Below are 13,471 nucleotides of genomic sequence, written 5' to 3'. Positions count from 1 at the left end.
CACGGCATGATCTACCTGTCGCAGGACTACGTTGCGGGGCTGGAAAAGTCTCAGCCCTCGCTGGGTGAGGTTGATTTCACCTCGCTGCAGCGCGACCCCAACGTGATGTTCGCTGAATGGTTCAAAGAGGCGGTCGACGCCGGCATTCGGGACGTCACCGCGGTCACGGTTGCGACGGTGGACGACCAGGGGATGCCCGACGCGCGGATTGTGGACCTGCTCCACCTCGACTCCGACGGATTCCACTTCGGCACCGCAACCAACACGGCCAAGGTCCACCAGCTGGAGGCCGCGTGGGCCGCAGCACTGAACTTCTGGTGGCAGCCCCTGCGCCGGGCGGTGCGGGTAAAGGGAACCGCACACCGCGTCGTGGACGGGGACCGGTTCAACCTGTGGCGCGTTGAGCCGGAACACTTCGAGTTCTTCCACCTGTGGGACGACAGGATGCATTCGGACCGGCTGGCATACCAGCGCGATGAACACGGGGAATGGGAGCGCATCCGCATCATGGCGGCCGGCTAGAAACGGCCGCTCAAGCGTTCCAGGACTGTGTGCGGCGGAAACAGCAAGCGGCGACGGCGCCGGCCGCAATAACGGCGCAGGGTAGCCAGATGGAGTTGCTCATCGCCTCTGCAAACGGCACGTGCAACTCCTCCGGCAGTGGGCCGTTGGCCTGCCCAGGCGCCGCCAAACCGCCGGCACCTGTGCCGAGCTTGCCCGCCAACTGTGAAGACATCATGGCGGCGATTGCGGCGGAGCCGATCACCGCGCCGATCTGGCGGGTGGTGTTGTACACACTAGAGCCCGCGCCGGCCAGCCGGGGGTCGAGGTTGCGGGTCGCAATCATGGATAAAGGCCCCCACATCATGGAGTTAGCCACGCCGTAGACGGCGGCGATGGCGTACATCCACCTCGGGTCCACCTCGGGGGTGGTGATGGCTGCGGAGGCCGCCATCGACGCCGCCGCGAGCGTCAGGCCAGCGATGGCGAACGGCTTCGGGTCGTAATTGTTGGTGAGCTTGCCGACGAACGGCGAAAGCACGCCGGAGACGACACCGGACGGCAGGACTAGCAGGGCCGCACGGGTCGGGGTCAACCCCTGCACAGTTTGCACGTAAATCATCCAGGGAATGATGTACGTAGAGATGGCAAACCCCACCGTGGAAATGGTTGCGCCGGCGAGGGAGAAGTTACGGTCGCTGAACAGCGCGAGCGGCACGAGCGCGTTGGTGCCTTGCGTTGCCTGCCAGCGAATGAAGGCGATCATCGTGGCCGCACCTGCGGCAAGCAGGGCCCACACGCGCCAGTCCCATTCGAAGTTCTGCGCTTCCTGGATGCCGAAGACGAGACAGAACATGCTCACCGAGCTCAGCCCAACGCCGATCCAGTCGAAATGGCGGTTGGTCTTTTCCAGGCGCGGGACGTAGACCCAGGCGAGGATGAGCCCGAGGATGCCCACCGGGACGTTGACGAAAAAGATCCAGGGCCAGCCGGAGGCGTCGACAAGCACGCCGCCCAACAGCGGCCCGGTCACCGTGGCCAGGCCGGCCGTGGCGCCCCAGACGCCCATCGCTCCGCCGCGCTCCTTGGGGGAAAACGTGCGGATCATCACCGACATCGTCTGCGGCGTCACCATCGCGCCGCCCAGTCCCTGGAAGGCGCGGGCGGCGATCAGTTCCGCGGAGCTGTCAGCCAGACCACACGCGAGGGATGAGGCAGTAAACAGCGCGAGGCCTGCCAGGTACACCGTGCGGGGTCCGAAGCGGTCGCCCAAGCGCCCGGTGATCAACAGCGGCACCGCATACGCCAGCAGGTAGGCGGAGTTGATCCAGATGACCTGGTTGTACGACGCCCCCAGGCCTTCCGAAATCGAGGGGATCGCCACCGAGACGATGGTGGAGTCCACCAGGATCATGAAAAAGCCCAGCATCATCGACCAGAGGGCTGGCCACGGCGAGCGAGTCTGAGTTTGCTGCACCGGTCAGATGATACTGGGCGCCGCTTGCACCGTTGGGCGCGAGCGCCTACTAGGGCAGCAGCGCCTGAATCTGCGGCGGCAGCATGTCCCGGTAGAGCGGCAACGTCGCCGCGCCGAGCAGACCGATGCCTGCGAGAACACCGAGCACGATGCCCACGGTGCGCGCCGTGGAGTTGGCCTCGCTGCTGCTAGACGACATGAACAGCTCAGGCTTGTCCTTGACCAGGTTGTCCTCTGCATCCATGTCGGGCGTGCTCTCGGGAGTCGTCGCAAGCACCTCGACCACTGCGTCTTCGCGCACGGCGTCTGCGTCGATGCCGTAGAACTTGTCCAGGCCCTTCACGTTGAACTGGGTGGCTGTGTAGCGGCTGTTGTCCGTGGTGTTCCACTGGGAGATGACAATGTCCATGTTGTCGAGGTGGGAGCCCGGAACGATGTAGCCGCCGTAGGGCTGCGACCAGTTCAGAGGGCTTTGGGGCCTCCCCCACGGGCCGTTCTTCGCAATCGTGGCAACGGGGACGTCCTCCCAGGACGTCTCCAGCTTGTCGGAGATGCGCACCTCCACCGCAAGCGTTTTCTCGTTGAACATGGCAAGTACCCAGTGGCCGTCGATGTAGCGCAGGTTGAGTTCGCCGGCCTGCACACTCTTGTCCAAGATGGCCACGGCGTTCTTCCCCCACCCTTCAGAGCTGAAGCCCTCCCACTTGCCGGGATCAGCGATGTTCTCGGGTTTTGCGCGGAACATAAACACGGGCGATTCGCGCCCAAACTTGGTGGACATGATGTAGATGTATCCGTCCGGACCCTTATCCCAAGTGAGCAGCTGAGTCATGCCGCCGAGATAGTCGCCCGGTGCTGAGCCGACAGAGGTCCAAGTCTTGCCTTGGTCGGTGGATTTCCAAACCTGAGACGACACCACGGTGCCGAACGGCACGTGCCAGGTGCCGTGCATGTACAAAACGCCGCCGACGTTGATCACATCAGAGGGAATTAGCGTCTTGTTGTTGACGCGGTGGTAGGAGATCATGTCGCTGACCTCAGACGTGTTGTCGATGGGGCGGACTATTTTGATGAAGCCGTCCTCGTCCATCTTCGCCACCACGCCGACCGGGCTCATCCATCCCTGCCCGAAATCCCAGCGGAAGGAGTCGCCGAAGATCATCGCGAACTCGCCGTCGTTGTTGATGGGGGCCATCGCACCAAGGTCGCCGGAGCGGAAGCCGGTGTGGGCGGAGTATTTGCCCAACACGTCGTCCATGATCTGGATCGTGGTGCCGTTGAGCATGCGCACCGGCTGGGAAGCGGTTTTCTTCGGCGGCTCCACGTGCACCCACGGCTTCTTCTCGGTTTTGGTCGCTGGGGTGCCGGACGAGGACGACAATGACGAGCTGCTCAGGCTGGATTCGGCGGTAGCGACGGGCACTGCCACCACGGAAAGCGCGAGCGCGCCAGCAAGGCCCGTGCCGAGGAGGGGAAGGAAGTTGCGCATGGGGTTCGCCTTCTAGACAAGTGTTGATATGACAATTCAGAACCTCCAGGCACTTTAGCACCTGAGTTTCCCCTTGGCGGGCCATAAAAACGGCCCGGGAACGTTTGTGGCGTTCCCGGGCAGTCTGCGCACTGCTTGGCGCGTTCTAGACCGCGTCAGTCTCGTTCGGGTCGTTGTCTGCATCCGCCTTGGTTTCGTGGCGGGTGCCCGGCTCGTGCTCCGCCGGGGCGTAGATGGAGTACAGCTTCGCCGGGGCGTCGGATTCGTTGACAAAATTGTGCCACTTGCCAGCCGGCACGAACGCGGCCCAATCAGCAGCGATCACTTCGTCGACCTCGAGGTCGTCCTCGGACGGGCCGATCTTCGCGTGCAGCTCGCCTTCTTCGAGGCGGAGGAACTGGTCGTGGTCATCGTGGATCTCTGCGCCGATCTCCCCGCCAACCGGAATGGTCATCACCGTCAGCTGGAGGTTCGGGCCGGTCCACAGCGTGTCGCGGAACGCCTCGTTGTCCAGCGTTGCCTGCTCGATATTTACAACGTACGGGTTCGGTCCCTTGTCTGCCATCACATCTCCTTCAGCTTCGGAATTCCTACGTCACCCAGCCTAGGAGCTTTTGCTTATCGACGGTGGCGTCCGCCCCGCTTCCGCCCCCGGTTCCTTCGCCTCAGCTGCACCTTCTCCACCTCGGTGAGAAAGCTTTCGTCGGCGTGCTGCGCCACCACAGGCGTGGTGGTTGGTCGTTCAGGCCGATCTTGCTCGGCGCCGATCCGGCCGAACATCTCGGTCGGGGCACCGAGCTCCTCCGGGCGTGCCCCGCCGCCGAGAGAAACGTACCGCGCGGTGTGCTTCGGCTTGACCTCGTCTTGGGGGTCGGTGGCGAAATCGCGCTGCACGGTAACCGCCCACCCGCCGCCGGGAAACTCGATGAGTTGCCACGGCTCCGGGCGGCGCTGCGGCGCCTCGGCCAGTGCGGGTACCGTGTCGGTGCCTTCGTCGGGTGGGGCGGCGTCTAATGCCGCCATGCCGTCGAGCAGCACCGCCCGTGCCCACAATCCGCCCTGGGCGAAGCCTCCGAGCCACGCGAGGGCGGCCTCCCCGTCTTCGCCAGCCACCGCGCCGAGTACGCGGCCGTCGAGGGTGACGAGCGCAGCGCCGTCCATAGGCACCAGTCCCACAAACCACTGACCGGGGGAGCGTGCCTCTAGCTCGGCTGCTCCGAACTCACCGACGGAGGTATCCACCACGAGCATGTCGCCGACGCGCAAAACGGCCGCGTCCTCTGGCGCGTTGTTGCGCGGCACTGCCAGCTGCGGCTCGGGCAAGACCACATGGACGTTGAAGCGGCCGGATTCCGGGTTGAGCTTCACTTCCGCCACGGTGGCAGGCTGCAGGAAAGACGAGTGCACTCGCTCGACTTCCGCGAAGTGGGCGCGCCATTCAGGCGCCACCTCGCCGAGGACGGGGCCGGGGAGGTCGCCGAGACCGCGGCGGCGCACACGCCACGAGCGGTTCAACGGGTTGGCCTCCAACACCACATCGACGTACGTGGTGCCTCTACGTCCCGCAAAGTCCGTGAATAGGGCGGCCTGCGAGACGTGGTCCACCGGGACTTCCACGCCGGTGCCCCACGTCGAGGGGGCGAGTGGGTACTGCTTGGCTGCCATGAGGCGAATTGTAGGCAGGCGCTACCGCACCTTCTTCACCAGCTGCACCACACCGAGGACAATAAATCCGGCAATCAAGCCGAATGTGAGCGAAATCCCGGTCTCCACCAGCCAGCCGAGCGCGCCGCCGCCAACGGTTTCCTGGCCCCTGGCAATGATGTCGTGCGGCCAGTGCCAGCCGACAACCTCGTCCAGACCGCGGACGATCAAGTGGCCGCCCACCCACAGCATGGCCACGGTGCCGACGATGCCGATGGCATTGAGCACGTACGGCATCCCCTTCACCAGCGCGCGGCCGAACCCGGGGGCGTTGCCACGCTCAATCATGCCACGGCCGATGTCGTCGATCTTCACCAAAAGACCCACCGCCCCGTACACCGCGATAGTGATGAAGATGCCCACAGCCACGAGCACGGCGGCTTCCATCCACACAGGCTGGTCCTTCACCTCGTCGAGCGAGATGATCATGATCTCCGCCGACAAAATCAGATCCGTGCGGATCGCGCTGTTGACCAGGTGGTCCTCGTCCTCCTCGGACTTGTTGGCGGCCTCTTCGGCGTCCTCATCGGCGTTGGACGAGAACTTCTGCGCGATCTTCTCCGCCCCTTCAAAGGCGAGATACGTGCCACCCAGCATGAGGATCGGCGTGAGCGCCCACGGCGCAAACGCGTTCAGCAGCAGTGCGATCGGGAGGATGAAAAGCAGCTTGTTGCGCAGTGAGCCCTTGGTAATACGCCAGATCATCGGCAGTTCTCGGGCCGGGGTCACCCCGGAGACGTACTGGGGGGTCACCGCAGCGTCGTCGATGACCACGCCCGCGGCTTTCGCGGAAGTTTTCGCGGTCATGCCGGCGACGTCATCGACGCTCGCTGCGGCGGTGCGCGCGATCAGCGCGACGTCGTCAAGCAGAGCAAGTAGGCCACCGGCCATGTGGGGTCCTTCCAATAAGAGCTGTGAACGCGACCATCATATGGTCAATCCTGCACATGATGTAGCATCTTTCGGGCATAACTGAACCACACACGGGTGCTGCCGCGGGAGACGCGGTGGCTGAGACGCCGAAACGCTCGGTGAACCGTAGAACCTGATCCGGGTAATGCCGGCGATAGGAAGGAATGAGCACATGACCGTGCCCGCAACCAACGCTGGGAAGAGCAATTCTTGGCGCGTCATCGACATTGTCACCGCGGCCGTACTGGGCGTCGCTTGCGGCTTGCTGTTTTGGGTGTGGAACAGCATCGGCTACGCCGGTTTCAAGGCGCTGGACGCACTTACCCCGGGCTTGGGCGGTTTGGCCGTGGGTATCTGGCTCATCGGCGGCGTGCTCGGCGGTTTGATCATCCGCAAGCCGGGTGCGGCGCTGTTCGTCGAGGTCGTCGCGGCCTCCGTTTCCGCGGTGCTGGGCAGCCAGTGGGGCCCGGAGACGCTGTACTCCGGCCTCGCGCAGGGCCTGGGTGCGGAGCTGGTCTTCCTCATCTTCGCCTACCGTCGCTTCAACCTGTCCGTGGCGGCGCTGTCCGGCATCGGCGCGGGCATCGGCGCGTTCATCCTGGAGCTGTTCACCTCCGCCAACCTGGCCATGAGCCTCCAGTTCAACCTGATCTACCTGACCTGCCTGATCATCTCCGGCGCGGTCCTCGCCGGCGTGGTGGCCTACTACCTAGTTAGGGCGCTGGCGCAGACTGGCGCACTCGACCGCTTCGGCGCCGGCCGCGAGCGCTTCAACACCACCGCGTAAATGTCGCTGGCTATCCACGCGAGGGGGCTGACTTACCAGCACGCCACCCGCCCGCAGCCCGCGTTCACTCACGTCGACCTGGATATCGCGCGCGGGGAGCGGGTGCTTATCACCGGCGATTCGGGCTCCGGCAAGTCCACGTTGCTCGCGGTGATTGCCAAGCTTATCGACGACTCCGAGGACGGCAGCCGAACCGGCACCCTCAACGTCGACGGCACCGTAGGCATGGTCCTGCAGGACCCCGAGGCGCAAACCATCCTGTCCCGGGTGGGTGACGACGTCGCCTTCGGCGCCGAAAACCTGAGCGTGCCGCGCGGGGAAATTTGGCCGCGCGTGGAAAAGGCCCTCGCCGCCGTGGGGCTGGACGTGCCGCTGGGCCACAAGACTGCGCACCTGTCCGGCGGGCAAAAGCAGCGCCTCGCGCTCGCGGGTGTGATCGCCATGGGCGCGGACATCCTCATCCTGGACGAGCCCACCGCCAACCTGGATCCGCGCGGCCGCGACGAAGTCATCGCCGCGGTGGACCGGGTCTGCCAGCTCACCGGCGCGACCTTGATCGTGGTGGAGCACCGCCCGAAGCACTGGGCGGACGTGGTGGATACGTACTACCGCCTGGAGACGGCCGGGCTGGTGCGCATCAGCGCAAGCGAATTGCCGGACGCGCCTGCGCTGCCGCCGGCGAAGACCGTGCCTCCGGGGGCACCTGTGGCCGTCGCTACGCACGAGCTGCTCACACGTTTCGGGCCGCCGCGCACCGTAGCCGCTCCAGAGGGGTTCTCCACCGTGGTCACGGGTGAAAACGGCGCAGGCAAAACTACGCTCGTGCAGGTGCTTGCCGGTCTGACGCCGCCCGAAAGGGGGCGGGTTGAGTATTCGGAGACCATCGCGCAGGGGTTGACAAGGCCGTCCATCAAGTGGTCGTCGAAGGAGCTGGCCAGTCGCATCGGCTACGTCTTCCAGGAGCCGGAGCACCAGTTTGTCACCGCCACCGTGCGCGAGGAGATGGCGCTGTCGGGCGCGCCGCAGGAGCGTATCGACGCGCTGCTGCAGCGCCTGCGCCTGGAGCACCTCGTGGACGCTAACCCGTTCACCCTCTCAGGAGGGGAGAAGCGCCGGCTGTCGGTGGCCACCGCGCTGGTCAACGCGCCGCAGCTGCTCATCCTCGACGAGCCCACGTTTGGCCAGGACGACCGGACCTTTGTTGAACTCGTCGGGCTGATCCGCGAGTTGACTCAGCAAGGCGTGACCGTCATCTCCATCACCCACGACGAGGCGTTCATCGCCTCGCTGGGCGATCACATCGAGCGCGTCGTCGCACGCTCGGACGCGGAGGAAGATGGCCGATGAACCTGCTGCAAGGCATCAACCCCGTCACCCGGATCCTCGGCCTGCTGTTGTTGACCACGCCGCTGATGTTCACCATCGACTGGGTCTCCGCCACAGTAGTGCTCGCGATCACCGTGCTCATGGTGCCGGTGTGCGGGCTGAGCTACGGCCGCTTTTTCAAGCGGGCGCTGCCGATCCTCATCGTCGCGCCGCTCGCCGGCATCCCAATGGCGCTGTACGGCCAAGCTGGAGGGGAGACCTACGTCGAGTGGGGCCTGGTGCATGTGACCGAGTTGTCGTTGTCGTTGGCCTGGGCGGTGATCCTTCGTGTGCTCGCCATCGCGCTGCCCGTGGTGCTCCTCTCTGCAGACGTGGACCCGACAGACCTCGGCGACGGCCTCGCACAAGTGTTGCGCCTGCCCGAGCGCTTCGTCATCGGCACGGTCGCGGCGCTGCGCATGCTCACCCTCCTGCAAGACGATCTCGACGCGATGCGTCGCTCCCGCCGCGCCCGCGGCATCGCCGACCAAGGCAGGATCAGATACTGGTTCTCCCTCTCGTTCGGCTTGCTCGTTATGTCGCTGCGCCGCGCAGGCAAACTCGCCACCGCCATGGAGGCGCGCGGATTCGGCGGGCCGCGCACGCGAACCTGGGCCCGCGAGTCCAAGCTGCGCTCCCGCGACTGGGCGGTCATGGCCGTGTGCGTCGGCATCGCGGCCGGCGCCCTCGCCCTCGCGTGGGCGACCGGCGACCTCCGCCCGGTGTGGGCGGTGCGATGACGTACACCTTGCTTATCGACGGTCCTTCGGGCGCCGGCAAAACCACCCTGGCCAACCAAATCGGCCAGGCCCTGGGCATCCAGGTGGTGCACCTCGACGACTTCTACCCGGGCTGGGGCGGACTGGCAGAGGGCGCGCGGATGGTGGCCGACGACGTACTTGACCCGGCCACCCCCGGGTACTGGCGCTGGAACTGGGAGCAATACACGCGCGGGGAGTGGGTGCCGCTCGTGCCAGGCGCTGACCTCGTGATTGAGGGGGTGGGGGCGGTGACGGAGGCGTCGATAGGCAAGGCTAAAGCGCGCGGGGACGTGGACACGCTGCGGGTGATCGCGGCGGCGGAGACGAGGAAAGCCCGGGCCCTGACGCGGGACCCGGGCTACGCACCGTGGTGGGACATGTGGGCGGAGCAGGAAAAACTCTTGCCCGACGTGCCCGTCGACGTGGAAGTTAGGCGGGTGTGACCTCCTCCGGCTTGTACACCGTGCGCACCCTGGAGCGTTCTGCATCCGGGTCGGGGATGGGAATCGCCGACAGCAGCGCCTTGGTGTAGGGGTGCTGGGGGGTTGTCAAAGACGTCGTCATTTAGCAAAGTATTTTCCGTTTTATGTTCAGCGGATTCACAGCAAGTTCAATATGTGCGTGGTTATGGCAGTTCAGAATGCGTCACCCGCGGGGGTTGGTAAGGCGAATGAGCCATAGAAAATCTGAATTTTATCCGCGCAACGCAAAACCCCACCCGCCATTAATGCGGGAGGGGTAAACAGCAGATGAACTACCCGGCGGGCGTGAGCTCGACTTCGTCCGCCCACGTGAGTTCGATGCCCTGTGCGCGCAGCCACTCCATCGCGTCGTCTCCGTGGCGGGTGATTCCTTCTACGGCGGCAAGTGTGACGTCGATAGCCTTCTCGGCGTCTTCGGCGGTGATGTACCCGGCCGATGTCGCGGCCGCGAGCTCGTCGATGTCCACCACATCGATCGGGCTGCCGGTCAGCGACACCAGGTCCACATACAAGTCCCTGGTGCGCCAAACGTCGCCGTCGACGTCGATGTCCGCGACGTCAAAGTAGAAGTCCTGCTCCCGCTCCTCGCCGTCGCGGTAGTGAAAGATGTTGGCGCGCAGCCCAAGCTCCGGTAGGAGCCAGCTTTCGAGGTAGCCGAACTGCGGGTGGTCTGCGCCGCGGCCCATGTACAGACCGAAGTCGGTGACGCGGAACGTGTCCACTTCGCGCAGAAAGCCCTTCGGATCCGTGTTGATGTTGGCTGCGGTGTCGAAGACTTCCTGCTTGACGGGGTGCAGATCGGCGGCCATGAGTTACCTCACGTCTATAGATGCGGCTGTTGGTGCAAACGGGCAGACCCTGTCGACGGTGCGTACGCTGCCGGCAACGACTGCCAGGACCCTGCCGGAGCCCGTATCGGCGGTGGCAGACAAGGTGGCCGGTCCTGTGGGGTTTATCCCGTTGTTGCCCAGCGGCGTTACGCCAGTGCGGAAGTTGTTTACGTTGATCCAGTACACGTTCAACTGCCCTTGTTGCTTTGCGGCCGCCGGCGTCCCGAGGGCGGTGAACACGAACGTGGTCTGGCCAGCCGCCGCACCTGGCGCGGGTGAGGAGGCGGGTCCAGGTACGGCGATGGCGGAGGCAGTGGAGTGCAACCCTTCGCCGATGCAATTACCCGATACGGTCGGCCAGTAGAACTGGGTAAATCGTGGGGCGTCTGCAGGTAGCGGGGGGCCGCCGAGCTCCCCGGTCCCGGCATAGAACTGTACGGCGGTGCGAAGCGCGTTGCCGACCTCCTGCGGAACGTACGGCTGGTCTGCGAACGCGTTCACGCGTGCGACGGTCTGCGGCGTGGGTCGCCCCAGCGGGTCGAGGAACGACGATTGTGCGTGGGCGGTTTGCTTAGCGACGCCTCCGGTTGCCAGCAATCCGGCAGCGCACGCCGCGGCGACGACGGGGCGGAAGAGGGAACGATACTTGCGCACCTGCGCCACATTAGTCACATTCGTAACAACGTCAAGCGCAACTGGGGGATCGCTGGAAGAACTGTGCGTGAATTCCCGGCAAAATATCGGGTGCGTGCATCTACTCTCGGTGGTGCAGGTCACAATTCGACCCGCAAGAACGTGTGATCCGTTGTATCAGACAATGAAAGGAATGATGACCCAATGGATGCCAAGACGTTCACCACCAACCTCAGCCTGAAAGAAATCGAGGACCGCCTCTCCGGGCTGGAAAAGTTCAAGATCAAAGAGAAGACGGAGGAAGAGCTCACCGTCAATGTCGGCGACGCCTTCAAATACCGCTTCCTCGGGGTCTACCTCACCCAGGATTACCAAGCACCGATCCGGGTTGAAGCCGCCGACAACGGGGACGGCACCGCCACCGTCGAGCTGTCGGAGCGCGGGCTAGAGGGCACCCTATTCACCACCGGTAAGTCCGACCAATTCTTCGCCGCAGCGTTCGAGGAGCTCCAAGCGTCGCTCGACGGGTAGCGGGAAAATGCGATCCGGCAAGCGCAGGAGTATCGTTTAGGCGTTCTTTCCGCCAACCCCTAAAGGATCTGTCGAGTGTCGCACCCTGAATTTCGCAACGTAGCCATCGTCGCCCACGTCGACCACGGTAAAACCACCCTGGTCAACGCCATGCTGGAGCAGTCCGGTGTGTTCGGCGACCACGGCGAGCACGGCGACCGCGTGATGGACTCCGGTGAGCTTGAGTCCGAGCGCGGCATCACCATTCTGGCCAAGAACACCGCTATCCGTCGCGCCGGAAAGGGCAAGGACGGCTCGGACTTGATCATCAACGTCATCGACACCCCGGGCCACGCCGACTTCGGCGGCGAGGTGGAGCGCGGTTTGTCCATGGTCGACGGCGTCGTCCTGCTTATCGACGCATCCGAAGGCCCGCTACCGCAAACCCGCTTCGTCCTCGGCAAGGCGCTCGAGGCGAAAAAGCCGGTCATCATCTGCGTGAATAAGACCGACCGCCCGGACGCCCGCATCGACGAGGTGGTGGAGGAAGCGCAAGATCTTCTTCTTGAACTCGGCGCCGGCCTGGACGATCCGGAGGCAGCCGAGGCGGCCGAGAATCTGCTTGAGCTTCCAGTGCTCTACACCTCCGGTCGCGCAGGCCGCGCTTCCCTGGAGAACCCGGGCAGCGGCAACCTCCCAGACAACGAGGACCTGCAGCCGCTCTTCGACGTCATCTACGACGTGCTGCCGGAGCCGTCCGCAGAGGTCGACGCGCCGTTCCAGGCCCAGGTGACCAACCTGGACTCCTCCTCCTTCCTCGGCCGTATCGCGCTGATCCGCGTCTACAAGGGCTCGGTGAAGAAGGGCCAAAACGTCGCGTGGGTGCACTACGACGCCGACGGCAACCAGCAGGTCAAAAACGTCAAGATCGCCGAGCTGCTGGTCACTGAGGGCCTCGACCGCGTGCCCGCCACCGGCGATGTGGTGGCAGGCGATATCGCCGCGATTTCCGGCGTCGACGACATCATGATCGGCGACACCCTGTGCGACCCGGAGCAGATTGAGCCGCTGCCGCGCATCGCCATCGACGATCCGGCCATTTCCATGACCATCGGCGTGAACACCTCCCCGATGGCGGGCCGCAACGGCGGCGACAAGCTTACCGCCCGGATGGTGAAGGCCCGCCTGGATCAGGAGCTCATCGGTAACGTCTCCATCAAGGTTCTGCCCACCGAGCGTCCGGATGCGTGGGAAGTGCAGGGCCGCGGCGAGATGGCGCTGACCGTGCTCATTGAGACCATGCGCCGCGAAGGTTTCGAGCTCACCGTGGGCAAACCGCAGGTGGTGACTAAGGAGGTCGACGGCAAGAGGTACGAACCGTACGACCACATGGTCATCGACGTCCCCGCCGAGCACCAGGGTGCCGTCACCCAGCTCATGGCGAACCGCAAGGGCCAGATGACGTCGATGTCCAACACCGGCTCCGGCGACTGGGTCCGCATGGAGTTTGATGTGCCGTCGCGTGGCCTGATCGGCTTCCGCACCACCTTTCTCACCGAGACCCGCGGTGCGGGCATCGCCAACTCGTACTCCATCGAGCACCGTCCGTGGGCGGGCGAGATCAAGGGTCGACCGACCGGCTCCCTTGTTGCCGACCGCTCCGGCCAGGTCACCGCGTACGCGCTGCAGCAGCTGGCAGACCGCGGCGACTTCTTCGTCGAACCGGGCGCGGACGCCTACGAGGGCATGGTCGTCGGCGCGAACTCCCGCGACGAGGACATGGACGTCAACATCACCAAGGAAAAGAAGCTGACCAACATGCGCTCCGCCACCGCGGATGCCACCGTCACGCTGCAGAAGGCCCGCACCCTCTCCCTCGACGAGGCCATCGAGTTCTGCGACGAAGACGAGTGCGTCGAGGTCGCACCTGAGGCCATGCGCGTGCGCAAGATCATCCTCAACGCCACCGAGCGCGGCCGCGCCCGCTCCCGAGCAAAGCAGAAGAACAGCTAGCCTGTTC

Annotated in this window: 14 protein-coding genes and 1 pseudogene; 7 read left to right on the top strand and 8 right to left on the bottom strand. The window is 64.8% G+C overall.

The features are described 5' to 3' along the window. Positions 1-6 precede the first annotated feature (6 nt). The gene (locus HMA55_RS07205) at positions 7-522 is read left to right on the top strand and encodes a pyridoxamine 5'-phosphate oxidase family protein (protein WP_181192385.1); all 516 of its coding nucleotides are present in this window, start codon (positions 7-9) and stop codon (positions 520-522) included. 10 nt (positions 523-532) lie between these two features. Here the strand turns inward: HMA55_RS07205 and HMA55_RS07200 are convergent, their stop codons facing one another. From HMA55_RS07200 to HMA55_RS07180, 5 genes are all read right to left on the bottom strand, one after another. Continuing rightward, positions 533-1,978, bottom strand: a complete 1,446-nt coding sequence (locus tag HMA55_RS07200) for a DHA2 family efflux MFS transporter permease subunit (protein ID WP_257802459.1) — start codon at positions 1,976-1,978, stop codon at positions 533-535. A gap of 49 nt (positions 1,979-2,027) precedes the next feature. Beyond that, positions 2,028-3,467 (bottom strand): DUF4185 domain-containing protein, encoded by a 1,440-nt coding sequence (locus tag HMA55_RS07195; RefSeq protein WP_181192384.1) that lies wholly within the window; start codon positions 3,465-3,467, stop codon positions 2,028-2,030. 145 nt (positions 3,468-3,612) lie between these two features. Continuing rightward, positions 3,613-4,032 carry a cupin domain-containing protein gene (locus HMA55_RS07190; RefSeq protein WP_181192383.1) on the bottom strand — a complete coding sequence of 140 codons (420 nt, stop codon included), beginning with the start codon at positions 4,030-4,032 and terminating at the stop codon, positions 3,613-3,615. A gap of 53 nt (positions 4,033-4,085) precedes the next feature. Then, positions 4,086-5,132 (bottom strand): hypothetical protein, encoded by a 1,047-nt coding sequence (locus HMA55_RS07185; protein ID WP_181192382.1) that lies wholly within the window; start codon positions 5,130-5,132, stop codon positions 4,086-4,088. A gap of 21 nt (positions 5,133-5,153) precedes the next feature. Continuing rightward, positions 5,154-6,062, bottom strand: coding sequence for a DUF808 domain-containing protein (locus HMA55_RS07180; protein WP_181192381.1), 909 nt, complete (start codon positions 6,060-6,062; stop codon positions 5,154-5,156). A gap of 193 nt (positions 6,063-6,255) precedes the next feature. On the opposite strand from HMA55_RS07180, the gene HMA55_RS07175 reads away from it, so the two are divergent. The 4 genes from HMA55_RS07175 to HMA55_RS07160 are packed head-to-tail and all read left to right on the top strand — an operon-like array spanning position 6,256 to position 9,439. Next, positions 6,256-6,870 (top strand): ECF transporter S component, encoded by a 615-nt coding sequence (locus HMA55_RS07175; protein ID WP_181192380.1) that lies wholly within the window; start codon positions 6,256-6,258, stop codon positions 6,868-6,870. Further along, positions 6,871-8,217 (top strand): ABC transporter ATP-binding protein, encoded by a 1,347-nt coding sequence (locus HMA55_RS07170; RefSeq protein WP_181192379.1) that lies wholly within the window; start codon positions 6,871-6,873, stop codon positions 8,215-8,217. It abuts the gene before it with no gap. After that, positions 8,214-8,975, top strand: a complete 762-nt coding sequence (locus HMA55_RS07165; RefSeq protein ID WP_181192378.1) for an energy-coupling factor transporter transmembrane component T family protein — start codon at positions 8,214-8,216, stop codon at positions 8,973-8,975. The genes HMA55_RS07170 and HMA55_RS07165 overlap by 4 nt, the downstream gene beginning before the upstream one ends. Further along, positions 8,972-9,439: a nucleoside/nucleotide kinase family protein gene (locus tag HMA55_RS07160; RefSeq protein WP_181192377.1), complete on the top strand. Its 468-nt coding sequence runs from the start codon at positions 8,972-8,974 to the stop codon at positions 9,437-9,439. The genes HMA55_RS07165 and HMA55_RS07160 overlap by 4 nt, the downstream gene beginning before the upstream one ends. On the opposite strand, the pseudogene HMA55_RS11430 reads toward HMA55_RS07160, so the two are convergent. The 3 genes and pseudogenes from HMA55_RS11430 to HMA55_RS07145 all read right to left on the bottom strand — a co-directional run. Further along, positions 9,426-9,558 (bottom strand): annotated as a pseudogene (locus HMA55_RS11430) (ABC transporter ATP-binding protein); the annotation flags it as partial. The gene HMA55_RS07160 and the pseudogene HMA55_RS11430 sit on opposite strands and share 14 nt — an antisense overlap. Positions 9,559-9,750: 192 nt before the next feature. Then, positions 9,751-10,287 carry a DUF402 domain-containing protein gene (locus tag HMA55_RS07150; RefSeq protein WP_181192376.1) on the bottom strand — a complete coding sequence of 179 codons (537 nt, stop codon included), beginning with the start codon at positions 10,285-10,287 and terminating at the stop codon, positions 9,751-9,753. 3 nt (positions 10,288-10,290) lie between these two features. Further along, on the bottom strand, positions 10,291-10,962 hold the full coding sequence (locus HMA55_RS07145) for an Rv1157c family protein (protein WP_181192375.1): 672 nt from the start codon (positions 10,960-10,962) through the stop codon (positions 10,291-10,293). Between the two features lie 183 nt (positions 10,963-11,145). Between HMA55_RS07145 and HMA55_RS07140 the strand changes: the two genes are divergently transcribed. Both HMA55_RS07140 and typA read left to right on the top strand, forming a co-directional pair. Continuing rightward, positions 11,146-11,472, top strand: coding sequence for a hypothetical protein (locus HMA55_RS07140; protein ID WP_181192374.1), 327 nt, complete (start codon positions 11,146-11,148; stop codon positions 11,470-11,472). Positions 11,473-11,547: 75 nt separating this feature from the next. Next, positions 11,548-13,464 (top strand): translational GTPase TypA, encoded by a 1,917-nt coding sequence (gene typA / locus HMA55_RS07135; protein ID WP_181192373.1) that lies wholly within the window; start codon positions 11,548-11,550, stop codon positions 13,462-13,464. The last annotated feature ends 7 nt before the right edge of the window (positions 13,465-13,471 follow it).

The sequence above is a fragment of the Corynebacterium wankanglinii genome (assembly GCF_013601005.1).
In the GTDB taxonomy this organism is placed as follows: domain Bacteria; phylum Actinomycetota; class Actinomycetes; order Mycobacteriales; family Mycobacteriaceae; genus Corynebacterium; species Corynebacterium wankanglinii.
Note: the sequence above shows the minus strand (reverse complement) of the source record. Positions and strands in the feature narration are given on the sequence as shown.